The following is a 17,430-nucleotide window of genomic DNA, read 5'->3' on the forward strand; positions in this document are numbered from 1 at the left end:
CTATGAGGTAGATATCCAAAAATCAAAACCAGCTTAAATCAAGTAATGGTGCCATAGCCAATCTTTAAAAATGGTCATTCCATTTTAGGGAGGGTGCTTTTTTGTGTCAAAATCAGCATCAAAACCCATTTTCGTATAAAAAGGAGCTTTAATATTAAGCTGCTTTTTAATGTAGTTGATTGAAGGAGAGATGGAATAAAATGAGAATATAAGCTTGTAAAAATGTTTGGAATAGTGTAAAATTACACTATAAATGTAAGTCTGCAGTTCGATTTTGGCGTAGGGTTCCTAGCCAATCGAGATATGAAGGAGGATGGGCTTAATTGACAATCCTATTTATTTTTTGTCTGTATATGTTAGTTAAGAGGAAATATCAACATCGAAAAATATAAATATCTATGTATAAACTGTAAACTTTGATAAGAGAAAATTTCAACTCTGCTTCATGGATGAAATTTGTCAGGCGTAGCCCTTTACCAATTCATTTTCTCATGATAATCTTAAGAGGAATCAATTTATGAAAAGAAGATAGTCTGCTTAAGCAGAAGAGGTTCGAAAACTCCCTCTATAAAAAACTATAAAACGGTATTATGATATACTGTTTTTTTGTCTTTTTGCAAATATAGAGTCGAAATTGAACCTCTTTCTTCTTTCAGTCTAAAATAACTGAAAAAGAGAGAGGAGTTTTTAAGAATGAAAAATGAAAAAGCAATTGTTGTTTTTAGTGGTGGACAAGATAGTACGACTTGTTTATTTTGGGCGCTGGAACGCTTCAAACAAGTTGAAGCGATTACGTTTAATTATGGTCAGCGTCATGCACTTGAATTAGAAGTAGCTGCAGACATTACTGCCAAATTAAATGTACCCCATCATGTTTTAGATATGGGGTTATTAAACCAACTGGCTCCGAGTGCCCTCACTCGTCATGATCAAGAAATATCGGAAACTGAAGGAGAACTGCCTTCTACTTTTGTTCCAGGTAGGAATTTAGTGTTTCTATCATTTGCTGCTATTTTAGCAAAACAAGTTGGAGGGAAGCATATCATCACGGGTGTATGTGAAACCGACTTTAGCGGTTATCCGGATTGTCGCGATGTCTTTATTAAATCACTAAATGTATCATTGAATTTATCAATGGATGATCAGTTTGTTATTCATACGCCATTAATGTGGCTCAATAAAGCGGAGACATGGGAGCTTGCTGATCAATTAAATGCATTTGAGTATGTTCGTGAACATACGTTAACGTGCTACAATGGAGTGATTGGCGACGGCTGTGGAGACTGCCCTGCCTGCTTTCTTCGTAGACGTGGATTAGAAGAATACCTCGTTCGAAAAGAGGGAACAAAATGATCCAGCAAATCTATCCAGCACCCCTTCATGATTATCGATATGAATTAAATAAAGACTTCCAATTTGCTGCTGCCCATTTTATACCTCATGAGGAAGCAGGTGAGTGTCAACAAATACACGGTCATACGTATTTTGCTAACATCACTATTGTTGGAAATGAGTTAAATGAAACTGGTTTTTTAATAAATTTTCAACAAATCAAAAAAATTATTCATAACCGTTTTGATCATCGAATCCTGAACGAAGATCCATTATTTTCCAAAGAAAAAGCTAATTATTTTCCAACGACAGAAGTTGTAGCACGAACGATCTGGGAGTTGATTCAATCTCACCTAGATACCTTGCCTACTCAATCTAAATGTGCACAAGTTTTCTTAAGAGAAACACCAACGAGTTATTGCATCTATCGTCCGCAAAAGGAGTTTTTGCAATCATGAAAAAATTCCCGATTCTAGAAGTGTTTGGACCAACTATTCAAGGAGAAGGTATGGTAATTGGACAAAAGACGATGTTTATTCGGACAGCGGGTTGTGATTATGCTTGCGACTGGTGTGACTCTGCATTTACTTGGGATGGAAGTGGCAAAGAAGATATACGTATGATGACAGCCGTCGAAATTTGGGAAGAGCTTCATCGCATAGGTGGACATCATTTTTCTCATGTAACGATTTCGGGTGGGAACCCAGCCTTACTCCCGCACCTGGGCGAATTACTAGAAATTTTCAAAGATAACGGTATTACTTCAGCACTTGAAACTCAAGGGAGTCGGTGGCAAGATTGGTTTCTTCAAATTGATGAATTAACCATTTCTCCGAAACCGCCGAGCTCTAAAATGAGGGTGAATATCGAGGTCTTAGATGAAATTTTGGTGACTTTACAAAGAGAGAATGTCAATACGAGCTTAAAAGTAGTTATATTTGATCTTGAAGATTTGCAATTTGCAACCGGAATTCATCAAAAGTATCCAAAAATCCCATTTTTTATACAAACTGGAAATCGATCTATTACAGAGGCGGATAATCAAAAATTAATAGCGGAACTTATGCAAAATTATCAGTGGTTAATAGATCAAGTCATGAAGTCCACACAATTAAATGATGTACGAGTGCTACCTCAGTTACATACATATGTATGGGGTAACAAGCGTGGAGTATAAAAAATGCCCTTATTGGGCATTTTTTCGTGTTTTTATTGAACGAAATTTCAGCAAACAGTAAGAGATCAACCGAAAGAACTATTGGTTAATAATGCATACATATCCAAATGAGTCTGGTGTCTGTCTCCATTCGGATGGACATTTTTTTAATTTATATCTTAGAAGCCATTAAAACTCATTTTCCGCACATCGTTATTCTATTAAAAATAATATATACTACATAGTCATTAATTCACAAAATACAACGAATAGTAAAACAAAATGACTTGAAATAGCCTTAAGTGCACATGAAAAAGTTAATTTTTTTTTTCAGTCGTGATACGAAAATTGTAAATGAATATTGAATAGGTGCACTTACGGAAAGTGAGTTAAAAGTACGTGAAACATTAAAGGAAACATGTATTGCCCACATAAAAAAACGAAACATGGATATGATGGAGGCAAAAAACGATCCTTTTGGTGTACTTGTAACATGGAAAACATATTAATATATAACAAAATTGATGAGAATATATTCCAGTCATTCATATGACCAAACAGATCCATTATTGAGAAAATCGCTATAAAGGTACGACTAGTATGTTCCCACGCAAGGTAAAAATATACATAAATGTTATCCGATTGATATAGCCATTTTTATTAAACGATCATGAATAAATTTAGCAAATAATGGTGCATGAGGGTGATCGCCATGCAGACAAACGGTATCCCCTTCTACCAAAATTTCAGTTCCGTTAGGTGTGATGACTTTTTGTTCTTTAATAATTGAAATAATTTGTTGTAAGGCCTGTTCTTTGTCAACAATAGTGGCAGAAGTTTCGTTTCGAGGAGTCAAGTATCCTCTTGAAGTATAAGTACGATCAGCAAAGATTTCCTTTCGGTATTGAATTCCATGGACCTTGCAGATCTCAAGCAAGGGACTATTATGAAAACCATAAACAATCAGTTCATCATCAAATTCTTTTACACTTTGGCAAAAGGCTACTGCTAGTTCTGAATCTTCATTAATCATATGATAGAGGGCACCATGTGCTTTGACATGATAAAGCTTAGCACCTTTACTTTTTGCAATACAACTGAGGGCATCTATTTGAGTGTGGACGATAGTAAATAAATCATTCGGAGAGAGCGGGGTTTTTTTTCTCCCGAAGTTTTCCTTATCAGGTAGACCAGGATGTGCACCGATTTTAACTGAGTTTTTTAAAGATAGCTCTACAGCTTCTTTCATTAGTTGGGCATTTCCTGCATGAAATCCACATGCAATATTTGCAGAGGAAATGTATTTCATCATTTCTTCATCATGATCGAATCCTTCTGCTAAATCACAATTTAAATCGATTTTCTTCATTTGAATATCTCCTTTTTCCTGTGAATAGATGAAGTAACCAACTTTTGTTCTAATTGGAGTTCCTGATTTATTTTAAACGCCTCTTCCCAATCCACTTCGATAAAAGTGAGTAAATCATGTGGCTTTTTTTGAGCTAATATACGTAAGTCAGCCGACACAATATGTGCAATCTTAGGATAACCACCCGTCGTTTGTGCGTCACTCATGAGCACGATTGGCTCTCCGCTAGGTGGAACCTGAATTGAACCAATCGTGATACCTTCCGTTGAGTAGTGATTCTCTTGTTTGAGATGGAGTGAATCTCCGTTGAGACGATAACCCATCCGATTGGAGTCTGAGGTAACCTGAAACTGGGATGTAAATAATTGAATTTGTGAGGATGTTGAAAAGTCATCAAAGTGGTTGCCGCGTATCAGCCTAAGTTCAGCAGTGCCTAAATAGTGAAATAAACTGGAAGATAACCGCCATTTAGAGCGTTTTTCGGAACAGGGCTGAAAGAATAATGTATCTCCTGGTTGCAAGGATCTGCCATGTAATCCACCAAACCCTGAAGTCATATATGTGCTACTACTTTTCAAAACTTGTTGTATTTGAATTCCTCCTTTTACCGCAATATATGCCCTGCAGCCAGTGAAGGCCCTGTCCATTTTTAAGATATCTCCCTTAGAAACAGGATAAATTTTTCCGTTCCAAAGGGATTGCTGATTTAAAGTGGCTGAGAATTTTCCACCACAAATACAGATTAAGGTGTTTTGGTTGAATTCAATCGTTGGTCCTATTAGTGTGATTTCTAAACAGGCGCTATCTTTTGGATTCCCAAGTGTAATATTTGCCAATTCAAGAGCCCATGTATCCATTGCACCGCTCCTTGGAACACCGTATTTTCGATATCCCACCCGGCCCAAATCTTGAACAGTTGTCATAAAGCCAGACTTATTAATTGTTAAGCTCATTTAAAGACCAACTCCTAAATTCTGAAGATGAAATGGAAGTAAATTGAACAGCATCTCCAGGTCGAAAAAAGGACGGCGGAGATTGGTTAATGTTGAAAAGCTTCAGCGGTGTTCTCCCAATGATTTGCCAGCCACCAGGACTAGCCTCTGGATAAATTCCTGTTTGAGGTCCTGCAATCCCGACAGATCCTGCTGGTACTTTTAAGCGAGGAGTCTTTTTTCGTGGATAGGCGAGTGTGGCAGGCAGTCCAGATAAAAATGGAAATCCAGGAGTAAATCCGATAAATTGCACATGATAAATCGGTTCCGTATGCTGAAGGATAAATTGGGATGAAGATAAATTTAACTCTTTACATAAGTAGGGTAAGTCTATGGCATACTTTTCTTCATAACAGACAGGTATTTGCAGTGTTCGAGAAGGCGATGAGGTAGAAGAGTTGTGTTGCAATGCCATTTTTACCAAATGATCTATTTCAAGAAGCTTCTCTCTGTAAAGCGTGAGAGGCGGGTAATAGAGCGTTATGGACTGATAAGCAGGAACAATATCAAGGATTTCATCACCCAAAGTATTTTCTATCACTCTAGTGACGTGACGAATTAGAGAAAAAATTTGTTTAAACTCGGCATGAAGTTGTATAATGATGGCGCTATCACCCATAAAGTCAATCCTGTAAGTAGTCATAAATCGCTCCTTGACTTTTCTAATTTTTCTAATATTAGTAGACTACCATAGAACATCGCCTTTTTCTAATATCTTCGTTTGTTTGGAAAATCAGGTAGTATGAGCGGTAAGGTAAAAGAACGTTTAATAGACCATAAAAGTAGGTGCGAAAATGAACATTTTAATAGTAGAAGACGAGAAGAACCTCTCGAGATTTCTTGAATTAGAACTAAAACATGAAGGATATGATGTCAAAGTAGTAGCCGACGGGCGAGAAGCGATTACTGTTGCTATTGTCGAAGAATGGGATTTAATCTTACTAGATGTTATGCTACCAAGCCTAAATGGAATAGAAGTGTGTAGAAGAGTACGGAAGTCTAAATCGACCCCCATTATTATGATTACGGCAAGAGACGGGGTTATGGATAGAGTTTCTGGGCTAGATAGTGGTGCAGATGATTATATTGTCAAACCCTTTGCAATCGAAGAACTACTTGCGCGAATTCGAGCGGTAGATAGACGAACCGCAAGTAGGCTGGGCCTGTCTACCAAACTTACGGTGAAAGATCTTAGTCTCGAAAAAGAAGCAAGGATATTAATAAGGAGAAACAAGGAGATCGATTTAACCAAACGTGAATTTGAACTACTTCTTACTTTTATGGAAAATATAAATATCGTACTAACTAGAGAACAACTATTAGATAAAGTCTGGGGATTTGATTCGGAAGTGGAAACAAACGTTGTAGATGTTTATGTGCGATATGTGCGAAATAAACTTCAACATGAGAATAATGAGCATTATATCGAAACAGTCCGTGGTATTGGATATGTGATGAGAACATGAAAAGAACATCGGAGTGGATTACTGTCAATTCGCTAAAAAAGAAATGGGCGATAGCTTCTGCGACAATCATTTTCTTCACCTTTACCCTTTTTAGTGTGATTCAATATGTCTCCTTACGTGAATGGATGTTAGAAGAAGAAAAGAAAGGTGTCACCCAAGCCTTAAATGATCTTTTTGTCTTTTTTCAACAACGAGGTCCAATTATTACAAGACAAGAAATTTTGGAAAGTCGCGACCTTATTCAACAGATATTAGACAGAAACCAGACCGTGGTCATCGTAAATCACCTAGGACAAGAAGTACTTTCTATTGAATCCAATTCTGTATCCCTTGCTAATATGCCCATTAAACTGATAAACGAAAAAAATACTGAACTTTTTAACTATGAATCTAATCGTTATTACCTAGCACAAGGACCGATCCAATCAAGAGAGTTTAATGGTCACATCATTGTCGTCTCCCCTTTAACCAGATTTGAACAAATGATGACGAACTTATTCTGGTTAACAGTCGGTTTAGGAGTATTAGCACTCATAATTAGTTCAATCGCTGGCTATCAACTCGCGAAAAGGTTAAGTTCCCCAATTAAACAACTAAAAGACACTATTTCTAAAATTGAAAAAAATGGATTACAAGAACGAGTGGATTTGACCCACTCTCATGATGAGATTGGTGAACTGTTGGAATTATTTAATCGAATGATGGGAAAAGTGGAGAGAAGCTTTGAGCAGCAACAACAATTTGTTGAAGATGCATCTCATGAGCTCCGCACTCCGTTGCAGATTATAGAGGGACATATAAGGATGCTGCAGAGATGGGGGAAAAGCGAGCCGCCAGTGTTAGAGGAATCACTAGAAACCTCTCTTGAAGAAATTGCTAGACTTAAAGGGTTAGTGGAAGATTTGTTAATCCTAACAAATCATGAAACTAAAAAAGTAGAATACTTTAAGACCGACACACTGGCACTTGTCAAAAAGGTTTTAGAGGATTTTCGACGACTTTATCCTGAATTCACGTTCTCGCTTCAAAGTGGAAAAGATTTGTTATTGGCCGACATTTCTCCTCAACACCTTGAACAACTTTTACTAATCCTCTTAGATAACTCGGTGAAGTATTCCAAGGAAAGGAAAGAACTGATCGTGAGTATTCAAACTAGTGGTGAAAATGTTTCAGTTTCTATTCAGGATTTTGGCCATGGTATCTCAAAAGAAGATTTGCCTAAAATATATCGCCGTTTTTATCGAGCAGATAAATCAAGAAGTCGAGATTCGGGCGGTCACGGATTAGGGTTATCTATTGCAAGACGAATCATAGAATTTAATGAAGGTACTCTTACTCTATCAAGTGAGATTGGCCAGGGAACCAATGCAATGGTGACAATCCCCCTCTCCCGAAAAACTGAGTAAAGAAAAATTACTCAGTTTTTTCTTGCGATTTTCGAAATATCTCTTCAGGTAGATTGAAATGGAGGGTTAAGGGTAAAGGATGAAAGATGTTTTAATCACATGTAAAGCAATAGATGTTTAAACCAATCGAACAAGGTTATCGATTGAAATATTCTTCCTTATAATTGGGTTGATAGTAAATAAATGGTAGTTAATCTATTTTTGAACAAAATATGTCTAAAATAGAAAAAAATATTTGGTTTTTTTAGGTTGTAGTAGTAAGATGGTATTTGATAATAAGTGAGAAAAATGCTTACATAATACTTTGAAAAGGAAGCGCTTTACTGATTGTTATTTTAGAATAGTCATTATGTTCGTTCTTTTTAGAGGGTTTTTGATTAGCTTTCGAAAGAAAAGAGAGCTAAAAATCAAGAAACATCAAAATTTTGCGGAATTTCGGATTAAGTCTTTTCCTGAGATCTTTCGAGTGATAAAATGGCAATGTAAGCGTTTCATTTCTCTCTCACTATAATATTTCTACTATTGCAATATTGAAAAAAGAAGAAATAATGGAACCCAAATTCAAGCAAAGAAAATGGGGCAATATCGTTGGAGGTTTTTCACATGAAAAAGCATTCGAACCAAGATCCATGGCAACAATTTTCCGGACCAAATCTTGGTTATGTCATGGATGTCTATGAACAATATCAAAATGATCCAGAAAATGTTGATCCAGAACTACGGGAACTATTTGAACTATACGGTTCCCCGTATAAAAGAAACACAACCAAGTTAAGTGGGATTCCAGAAGAAGATTCTTCACATGAACCTACATCTTATTCAAAAGTGGTTGCTGCTGTTCAATTAGCAGATAATATTCGTAGATTCGGTCATTTAGCAGCCGATATAAACCCGTTAGGGACGAGAAAGCTAGACACTCGCAGAATAGAGCTTGATTCTTTTAATTTAACCGAAGAAGACTTAAAACATGTACCCGTTCAATATATTTGTCCGGATGCACCAACTCACATAAAAAATGGATTAGAAGCAATCCAGCATTTAAAAGAGGTTTATACGAGTAAACTGGCTTATGAATATAGCCATGTACATGAACTAGAAGAGAAAAACTGGTTACGTCAAAAAATTGAATCCGCATCGGTACCCCTTACATTCTCGAATGATGATAAGCGCCAATTATTGCGCCGCTTAGCGGAAGTAGAAGGTTTTGAAACGTTTGTTCATCGAACATTCGTTGGGCAGAAGCGTTTTTCCATTGAGGGTCTTGAATCCATGGTTCCGTTCTTGGATCATTTGGTTCAATATTCAGTACAAAAGGGAGCTAAGACCGTTAACATTGGCATGGCTCACCGTGGAAGATTAAATGTTCTAGCTCATGTCATCGGAAAACCTTATGAAATGATTTTTGCTGAATTCCAACATTCTCCAAGTAAAGACTTAATCCCATCTGAAGGTTCAATCGGTATTACATATGGATGGACAGGAGATGTGAAGTATCATCTTGGAGCAGACAGACAAATTAAGGGAGCCAATACAGTCAGAGCTCGAATTACACTCGCGAATAACCCAAGTCACTTAGAAGTAATTAGCCCAATTGTTGCCGGTTATTCACGAGCTGCTCAAGAAGAACGACATGAGAATGGTTATCCAAAACAATCCTCCGAATCTTCTTATGCCATTATGATTCATGGTGACGCGGCATTCCCAGGTCAAGGGATTGTTGCTGAAACGTTTAATTTCAGTGGTTTGCGTGGCTACTCTACGGGTGGTTCTATCCACCTTATCGCCAATAATATGATTGGGTTTACCACCGAAAGCTATGATTCTCGTTCGACGAAGTATTCTTCTGATACAGCCAAAGGATTTGAGGTCCCGATTGTACATGTTAATGGCGACGACCCTGAAGCATGTTTAGCGGCAGCGTTAATGGCGTATGAATATCGTGAAAAATTCAATAAGGATTTTGTAATTGACTTAATCGGATATCGTCGTTATGGCCATAATGAAATGGATGAACCAATGGTAACAAATCCATTAATGTATAGCATCATTTCATCACACCCTACAGTGAAATCACTTTATGCAGATAAGCTGAAAAATGAAAACATCATATCTGGCGAAGAATTTGAAAAAATGGAAAAAGAAATACAGGAAAAATTACAGGCTTCATTTGAAAAAGTGCCCAAAAAAGAAGCAGATCCAGATATCGTTATGAGTCCACCTGAAATTGTCGCCAAAGGATTATCGAATGTAGATACAAGCATCGATCGGGTTGAGTTAGAGAACATCAATAATGAATTATTAACTTGGCCAGAAGAAATTAATGTGTTCAAGAAATTAGGGCGTATTTTGAATCGACGTAAGGATCCTTTTCAAGGCAAAGGGAAAATTGATTGGGCTCATGCAGAAACACTAGCATTCGCTGGCATTCTTAAGGATGGTACTCCTATTCGTTTAAGCGGACAAGATTCAGAACGAGGGACATTTGCTCAGCGACATCTTGTTTTGCACGATGTTGATTCTGGGAAAGAATATATACCACTCCATCACATTGACGGGGGCAAGGCCTCTTTTGTAGTACACAACAGCCCATTAACAGAAGTTGCTGTCGTAGGATATGAATACGGTTATAACGTGTTCGCTCCTGAAACATTAGTATTATGGGAAGCTCAATTCGGTGACTTTGCCAATATGGCTCAAGTGATGTTCGATCAATTTATTTCTTCAGGTCGGGCAAAATGGGGCCAAAAATCAGGCTTGGTAATGTTATTACCACATGGATATGAGGGGCAAGGACCTGAACACTCTTCTGGTCGTGTGGAACGATTCTTGCAATCAGCCGCTGAAAATAACTGGACTGTTGCCAATGTTTCTACTGCAAGCCAGTATTTTCATATATTACGGAGGCAAGCAGCTATTCTTCAGAAAGAAGAAGTCCGACCACTCGTAGTTATGACTCCAAAGAGCCTTTTACGAAATAATTTGGCTTCCGCAACTCCTGATCAATTGGCTACAGGAAGATTCCAACCAGTGCTTGAACAAGAAGGACTAGGTACTAATATAGAGAAGGTGGAACGCTTGGTTCTTTGTACCGGGAAGATTGGTATTGAACTGGCTGAAAAACTATCGAACAATCAGGAACATGATTGGATGCATATTGTTAGAGTGGAAGAAATCTATCCATTCCCGAAAAGGCAGTTAACGAAAATTCTTGAGCGATATCCAAATGTAAATGAACTGCTTTGGGTTCAAGAGGAACCAAAAAATATGGGAGCATGGACCTTTGTAGAGCCTAATTTACGTGAATTAGACTTAGAGTCCATTAACATCCGTTATGTTGGTCGCCGCCGACGTTCAAGTCCGTCTGAAGGGGAACCAACTGTACACAAAAAAGAACAAGAGAGAATAATAACGGAAGCGATAAATCGCTAAGTTAGAGGAGGACGTACAAGTGGCAGAAATTAAGGTACCAGAATTAGCAGAATCAATTACTGAAGGAACTATTGCACAATGGTTAAAGCAACCAGGTGATTCAGTTGTAAAGGGAGAATATATTGTTGAGCTTGAGACAGATAAAGTCAACGTTGAAGTCATATCAGAAGAAGCAGGTGTTGTACAAGAGTTGAAAGCTGCAGAAGGTGATACTGTCGAAGTGGGACAAGTAATTGCATTAGTAGGAGAAGGTATTGCTTCTACTAAATCTCAAGCTCCTTCGGAGAAAGAGTCAAAAGAAGATTCTCCACAAAGAAAAGAAGAAAATCTGCATGCAAAACAAGAAGGTGACGTGAATGAAAGACGTATGATTGCGTCTCCATCTGCTCGTAAATTGGCAAGAGAAAAAGGAATTGATTTAACTGAAATACCAACAGTTGATCCGATGGGACGCGTGCGAAAACAAGATGTAGAGTCCTTCTCTCACCAATCTCAAGAGACTTCTCAACCTGCAAAACAGGCGTCATCACCCGCTCCAATGAATGCGGCTCCCGATACAAAACCTGTTGAAAGAGAAAAAATGTCTCGTCGTAGACAAACCATCGCTAAACGATTAGTAGAGGTACAGCAAACGGCTGCGATGTTGACCACATTCAATGAAATTGATATGACAAATGTTATGGAGTTAAGAAAGCGTAAAAAAGATAAATTCTTTGAAAGCCATGATGTACGTTTAGGGTTTATGTCGTTCTTCACAAAAGCAGTTGTTGCGGCTCTAAAACAATATCCTTATGTAAATGCAGAAATTCAAGGGGATGAAGTCGTTCTTAAGAAATTCTATGATGTAGGTGTAGCAGTTTCTACAGAAGACGGCTTAGTCGTTCCGGTTGTTCGTGATTGTGATCGTAAAAACTTTGCAGAAATCGAAGGCGAAATTCTTGAACTTGCAACAAGAGCAAGAAACAACAAACTTGCTTTAAGTGACCTTCAAGGAGGTAGCTTCACGATTACAAATGGTGGTGTGTTTGGTTCTTTATTATCGACTCCAATTCTTAATGGCCCACAAGTAGGGATTTTAGGCATGCATACGATTCAATTACGTCCAGTTGCGATCGATGCTGAACGTATGGAAAATCGTCCGATGATGTACATTGCACTTTCTTATGATCACCGTATAATTGATGGCAAGCAAGCAGTTGGTTTCTTAGCCAAAATAAAGTTCTTGTTAGAGAATCCAGAAGATTTGCTTCTTGAAGGATAAATATTTAACATGCTCTTGTTATAATGTAGCACGTTAGGAAATCTTCCTAACGTGCTTTTTGAATTTTAGATTGATCATCCTATTTAATATAATTGCACTAAGGAAACTTTTTTAGTTATTTGCATAAATTATAAGTAAATGCAATAAGAGGGGAGGAGGGAAATAAATGACCTCTAAAACGGCAAAAAAAGTCGCCATATATAGTCATCTATTTCATGCATTAGGTATTATTTCAGATCATGAGTTTGAAAAACTCATGAATAAAAAAAGAGCTAATTAAAAACGCTTGGCCATGGCCAAGCGTTTTATTTCTATTGACTGATCATTGTTTAAGAGTGTTTAAAGGAAGTTAATCCTCTTTGTCGTAGTTCCTTTTTCAACAGTTGAATCCAATCCTTTTCTTGACCATGTTTCGATGCGTCCCGATAGGCTGCCACCAATTGTTCATTACTTAAAATCTTCATAATCAACCTCCTAGACAATTTAAATATTGAATATTCAATATTTTCTCTACATTTTACACTGTATTCATCTGAATGAAAAGTAATAACCATTGAACGAAGAAAATTCTTGTTTGTTAAAAAATATTCCCTCATACTAAAAGAAAAACAAAAGGGGATTATTAATTTGGGGGAACAAAACGTAGTGCATAAAACTAGTGGACCAATAACAAAACAAACGCTAATCGACGACCTAAAAAGAATCGGAGTCCAAAAAGGAGATTATTTAATGGTCCATTCTTCCCTCTCTTCCTTAGGTTGGGTGTGTGGTGGAGAGCAAGCCGTAGTGGAGGCTTTGCTCGAAGTAGTTACTGAAGAAGGAAGTATCATCATGTCGACCCAGTCATCGAACAATTCTGATCCAACATATTGGGAAAACCCTCCTGTACCTGAGGATTGGCATGAGGTCATAAGGAACCAGATGCCAGCTTATCATCCTGCTCTCACTTCGACACGCGGAATGGGCAGAATAGTAGAGTCATTTCGAACTCACCCAGATGTGATAAGAAGCGCCCATCCGAAGCTTTCTTTTGCAGCATATGGAAATGTCGCCCAGAGTCTAATAGACAATCATTCAATAAATCTTCCATTTGGAGAAGAATCTCCTTTAGCCAGACTTTACGAGAGGAATAGCAAAATTCTCTTGCTTGGTGTGGATTATGATAGTTGTACCGCGATGCATTTAGCAGAATACCGATTGGGCACCTTACCAGTTAACCAGCAAGGATCAGCCATGATGGAAGACGGTCAAAGAGTATGGAAAGTATATGAAGAATTTGATGTAGATTCTGATCAATTTCCAGCGATTGGGCGGGCTTTTGAAGAGAAGGGTAAGGGAGCTTATGGAATCGTAGGCATGGCTGAAACAAAATTGTTGCCACTAAAAGAACTTGTCGATTTTACTTTGGAATATCTGCAAAAATCAACAAAATGATCGTATTACCTTTACATAAATAGACAAAAACCCCACTAGCTCCTATGGTAGGATAAGGATAAAACGTGGCTGATACCGTACTAGAGGCGTTTCACTCCACGAATCTTTTATCAGGAGGGAATAGTGTTGAAAGATCTACTGAGAACAACGATTGGTGAGTTATTAGATGAAAAGGCACAGTTTTGCCCAAATGATCTCGCCGTCATTTATTCAGATAAACAAATCCAGTGGAGTTATCAACAGTTTAATGATCTTTGCCGTCAAGTGGCAAAAGGTTTTCAACAACTCGATATACAGCACGGGGATCACATGGCTATTTGGGCAACTAATCGGCCAGAATGGTTAGTGACTCAATTTGCAAGTAGTAAAATAGGTGCTGTACTAGTTACTGTGAATACAAACTACCAAAAAGCAGAATTAGAATATTTATTACGTCAATCCGATTCTTCTACTCTTATTCTTATGGACACTTACAAGTCTAGTTCCTTTATAGAAATGTTACTTGAAATTTGTCCAGAGCTAAAAGACTGTAAACCGGGTCAATTGAAAAGTAAACGTCTTCCTCACTTGAAAAATGTTATTATTCTTAGCGAGAAATCCTATTTGGGTGTATATAATTGGAAGGAAATTTTAGAATTAGGCAAAATAGGGTCAGAGGAAGACTTAGCAAAAGAGTCTGCTCGTTGTCACCCTGATGATGTCATCAATATGCAGTATACTTCTGGAACGACAGGCTTTCCGAAAGGGGTTATGTTGACTCATAGTAATATTATTAATAACGCATTTAATATTGCAAAATGCATGGAGTTGTCAAAGCAGGATCGTTTATGTATTCCTGTCCCATTCTTCCATTGCTTCGGTTGTGTCTTAGGAACATTAGCTTGTGTGACTGTTGGAGCAACGATGGTGCCGATAGAAATATTTTCTCCTGAAAAAGTGCTAAAAACGGTAGAAAAGGAAAAGTGTACGGCTCTTCACGGAGTTCCGACAATGTTTATTGCTGAATTAAATTCCCCACATTTTGCTGAATTTGACTTAAGCTCATTGCGAACAGGTATAATGGCGGGATCTACCTGTCCGATGGAGGTAATGAAAGGCATTATGAATAAAATGGGTGTAGCTGAAATCACCATTGCCTACGGACAAACGGAAGCATCCCCAGTCATTACTCAATCAAGGACAAATGACCCAATCGAACTTCGTGTGCAAACGGTCGGAAGAGCCTTGCCTCATGTCGAAGTAAGAATTGTTATTCCAGGTACAAACACAGAAGTCAATGCTGGTCAACAAGGAGAACTATGTACAAGAGGCTATCATGTTATGAAGGGGTATTATAAAAATAAAGATGCCACTAGGGAAGTTATTGACAAAGATGGATGGCTTCATACTGGTGATTTGGCTATCATGGATGCACAAGGCTATTGTCGGATAACAGGGAGATTGAAGGATATGATTATTCGAGGTGGCGAAAATGTTTATCCTCGAGAAATAGAAGAATTCCTTTATCAGCACCCTAAGATTTTAGATGTGCAAGTCATAGGTGTTCCGAACGAAATCTATGGAGAAGAGATCATGGGATGGGTTATTTTAAAAGAGGGAGAAAAAGCGACATCAAAAGAACTTAGAGAGTATTGTATAGGGAAAATTTCAAAACATAAAATCCCTCAATTTTTCGAATTCATCGAGGGTTACCCGATGACTGCTTCAGGAAAGATTCAAAAATTTAAACTTAAAGAAATGGCCGAACAAAAGGCTTTTACGACAAAGCTATAAAAGGATTCCTGCTGCTACTTTAGTATGCAGGTTTTTTGTTATACTATTAAAATAGGAAAATCTTGTTACGAATACTTTATTAATAGTAAACTCCCAAATATTCTAGAGCAATTCACTAGGAATAGGGACTTTTTAACCTGTAAGTAATGGAGAGGAGAAAGTTATGTATCTATTTGTTTATGGATCACTTAGAAAATATGAAAAGAACCATTTTTTTTTAGATAAAGCGACCCTTGTTTCCAACCAAGCCTGGGTCATCGGAACGCTATATGATACTGGTAAAGGCTATCCAACCTTATCAAATGGTAAGCAACGGGTTTATGGTGAAGTGTATGAAGTGAATAATGAAATAATAGCGAGAATTGATGCTTTAGAAGGGTATCATTCAGAAAATAGGCATAATTTATTCGAGAGAAGCAATATGTCAATTCATACAGATGAAAAAAGAGTGAAGGCATACGTCTATTTTTGTGAAAATATACATAAATCATATATCCCGATTGCCAGTGGCGATTGGCGCATTTCACAGTTTTTTCAAACACCACTGTCAACCATATATTATTTTGCCTATGGTTCCTGTATGGATCAAGAACGTTTTTCTATTGCCCAGGTTCACCATCTTTTTCAAGATAAAGTAGGACGTGGTATTCTTGAGGGGTATTCGATGAAATATTGTTTTGAAGTTCCTGATGGAGGACGTGGCGATATTGTCGAGGATGGTGGAACTACAGAAGGCGTCATTTATCAAATTGATAAGCAAGGAAAGGAATACCTTTATATGCGCGAAGGTGTGGATGCAGGATGGTATCGTCCTGCTCTCATAGATGTGGTTGTGAATGAGGGGGAAATGAAGAATGTGCTTACATTTATTGTGATAGATAAAAAGGAAGAAAAATGTCCACCTTTCCATTATGCTAGGGAGATTCTCCGTGGGGCTCATCCTTTCGTAAGTAAAGAATATACGCAATCCCTTTTGAATCAATTGAAAAATCTGAAAATGGATGAAGTGGAAATTGAGCAAATAATAAATGAACTTACTCAATTGAAAAGGTCTCCACAATGAGCAGCGACTGATTAATTCGAATCGACGAAATTCAGTGAGATTATGAAGAAGAATATGTTCCAGGAGAGATCGAAGTGATTAGAGTAGAAGAAATCATTTTGATAAAGAGTCCTATTATACCACATTCGAACAGCAATATAGTTTCTCGGTGCAGGTGAAGATTGGAAAGAGGGAATTGATCGTAGCCAATCCTTTTAGGTGAGTTACCTTATGCCATTTGGCTTAATAAAGCTTATCATGAAGGGTATACAAATATGTAACTCAACGATATATTTATAAAAAATAGACGAATATGTAGGCGTTTGTCTTAAATTAATACGGCCAATAAATCTTTTTCATTTTCACATCAAAGAAATGATATATGAGAAGGATATTCAAGATCTAGTGGAGGTATGTGGTGAAATATAGGATTGCGATGATGGATTAAAAGAAAACATTCAAAAGAGGCGTAGCGATTATCTTTCATTATCAACTAAACGTGGGGGATTTCTTCTTAATTTACCGGAGAAAAGGCATTTATAATACTCTAGTTCAAGGACGGTTGTAAATAGCGATCAGGAGTCTCATGAGGTACATGCTAAGCACGTGTCGGCCATTCTACTAAGATCTTAACTAAAGTCGGTTTTGAAACAAAAATAGAGTATGAATATTGGGTTTAAGAGAGCTGATAGGGCAATCAAATCATTGTGTTGTATGAATCGTTTCACTTTTAATTAAGGCTCTTTGTATGAAAAAAGGCATCTCTAAAT

14 protein-coding genes and 1 riboswitch are annotated in these 17,430 nt (G+C 37.5%); of the genes, 10 read left to right on the top strand and 4 right to left on the bottom strand.

The window, feature by feature from the left end; translation table 11 throughout:
• Positions 1 to 541 precede the first annotated feature (541 nt).
• Positions 542 to 585, top strand: a riboswitch (PreQ1 riboswitch).
• Positions 586 to 693: 108 nt separating this feature from the next.
• Genes queC through queE form a run of 3 tightly spaced genes read left to right on the top strand, consistent with a single transcriptional unit; the run spans position 694 to position 2,509 of the window.
• Positions 694 to 1,353: a 7-cyano-7-deazaguanine synthase QueC gene (gene queC / locus U8D43_RS08630; protein WP_335870787.1), complete on the top strand. Its 660-nt coding sequence runs from the start codon at positions 694 to 696 to the stop codon at positions 1,351 to 1,353.
• On the top strand, positions 1,350 to 1,790 hold the full coding sequence (queD, locus tag U8D43_RS08635) for a 6-carboxytetrahydropterin synthase QueD (protein ID WP_335870788.1): 441 nt from the start codon (positions 1,350 to 1,352) through the stop codon (positions 1,788 to 1,790). The genes queC and queD overlap by 4 nt, the downstream gene beginning before the upstream one ends.
• Positions 1,787 to 2,509, top strand: a complete 723-nt coding sequence (gene queE, locus U8D43_RS08640; protein ID WP_335870789.1) for a 7-carboxy-7-deazaguanine synthase QueE — start codon at positions 1,787 to 1,789, stop codon at positions 2,507 to 2,509. Before queD ends, queE begins: the two co-directional genes overlap by 4 nt.
• Before the next feature lie 613 nt (positions 2,510 to 3,122).
• On the opposite strand, the gene U8D43_RS08645 is transcribed toward queE, so the two are convergent.
• The 3 genes from U8D43_RS08645 to pxpB are packed head-to-tail and all read right to left on the bottom strand — an operon-like array spanning position 3,123 to position 5,492.
• Entirely contained in the window at positions 3,123 to 3,857 is a 735-nt protein-coding gene (locus U8D43_RS08645) for a 5-oxoprolinase subunit PxpA (protein WP_335870790.1), read from the bottom strand.
• Positions 3,854 to 4,810 (bottom strand): 5-oxoprolinase subunit C family protein, encoded by a 957-nt coding sequence (locus U8D43_RS08650; RefSeq protein ID WP_335870791.1) that lies wholly within the window; start codon positions 4,808 to 4,810, stop codon positions 3,854 to 3,856. The genes U8D43_RS08645 and U8D43_RS08650 overlap by 4 nt, the downstream gene beginning before the upstream one ends.
• A complete protein-coding gene (gene pxpB / locus U8D43_RS08655; RefSeq protein WP_335870792.1) occupies positions 4,794 to 5,492 on the bottom strand; it encodes a 5-oxoprolinase subunit PxpB in 699 nt (232 codons plus the stop codon). The genes U8D43_RS08650 and pxpB overlap by 17 nt, the downstream gene beginning before the upstream one ends.
• A gap of 151 nt (positions 5,493 to 5,643) precedes the next feature.
• Here pxpB and U8D43_RS08660 point away from each other — a divergent pair, with 151 nt between their 5' ends.
• The 4 genes from U8D43_RS08660 (at position 5,644) to odhB (ending at position 12,411) form a co-directional block, all read left to right on the top strand.
• The gene (locus U8D43_RS08660; protein WP_335870793.1) at positions 5,644 to 6,315 is read left to right on the top strand and encodes a response regulator transcription factor; all 672 of its coding nucleotides are present in this window, start codon (positions 5,644 to 5,646) and stop codon (positions 6,313 to 6,315) included.
• Complete coding sequence (locus U8D43_RS08665) at positions 6,312 to 7,721, top strand: sensor histidine kinase (RefSeq protein WP_335870794.1); 1,410 nt, start codon at positions 6,312 to 6,314, stop codon at positions 7,719 to 7,721. Before U8D43_RS08660 ends, U8D43_RS08665 begins: the two co-directional genes overlap by 4 nt.
• A gap of 603 nt (positions 7,722 to 8,324) precedes the next feature.
• Positions 8,325 to 11,150 carry a 2-oxoglutarate dehydrogenase E1 component gene (locus tag U8D43_RS08670; RefSeq protein ID WP_335870795.1) on the top strand — a complete coding sequence of 942 codons (2,826 nt, stop codon included), beginning with the start codon at positions 8,325 to 8,327 and terminating at the stop codon, positions 11,148 to 11,150.
• 19 nt (positions 11,151 to 11,169) lie between these two features.
• On the top strand, positions 11,170 to 12,411 hold the full coding sequence (gene odhB / locus U8D43_RS08675) for a 2-oxoglutarate dehydrogenase complex dihydrolipoyllysine-residue succinyltransferase (RefSeq protein WP_335870796.1): 1,242 nt from the start codon (positions 11,170 to 11,172) through the stop codon (positions 12,409 to 12,411).
• Positions 12,412 to 12,740: 329 nt separating this feature from the next.
• Here odhB and sda read toward each other — a convergent pair whose 3' ends face one another.
• Complete coding sequence (gene sda / locus U8D43_RS08680) at positions 12,741 to 12,875, bottom strand: sporulation histidine kinase inhibitor Sda (protein ID WP_335870797.1); 135 nt, start codon at positions 12,873 to 12,875, stop codon at positions 12,741 to 12,743.
• A 163-nt stretch (positions 12,876 to 13,038) separates the two neighbouring features.
• Between sda and U8D43_RS08685 the strand changes: the two genes are divergently transcribed.
• From U8D43_RS08685 to U8D43_RS08695, 3 genes are all read left to right on the top strand, one after another.
• A complete protein-coding gene (locus tag U8D43_RS08685) occupies positions 13,039 to 13,845 on the top strand; it encodes an AAC(3) family N-acetyltransferase (RefSeq protein ID WP_335870798.1) in 807 nt (268 codons plus the stop codon).
• Positions 13,846 to 13,971: 126 nt separating this feature from the next.
• Positions 13,972 to 15,618: an AMP-binding protein gene (locus tag U8D43_RS08690; protein ID WP_335870799.1), complete on the top strand. Its 1,647-nt coding sequence runs from the start codon at positions 13,972 to 13,974 to the stop codon at positions 15,616 to 15,618.
• 163 nt (positions 15,619 to 15,781) lie between these two features.
• On the top strand, positions 15,782 to 16,681 hold the full coding sequence (locus U8D43_RS08695) for a gamma-glutamylcyclotransferase (RefSeq protein ID WP_335870800.1): 900 nt from the start codon (positions 15,782 to 15,784) through the stop codon (positions 16,679 to 16,681).
• Positions 16,682 to 17,430 lie beyond the last annotated feature (749 nt).

Source organism: Bacillus sp. 2205SS5-2 (assembly GCF_037024155.1).
Lineage (GTDB): Bacteria > Bacillota > Bacilli > Bacillales > Bacillaceae_K > Bacillus_CI.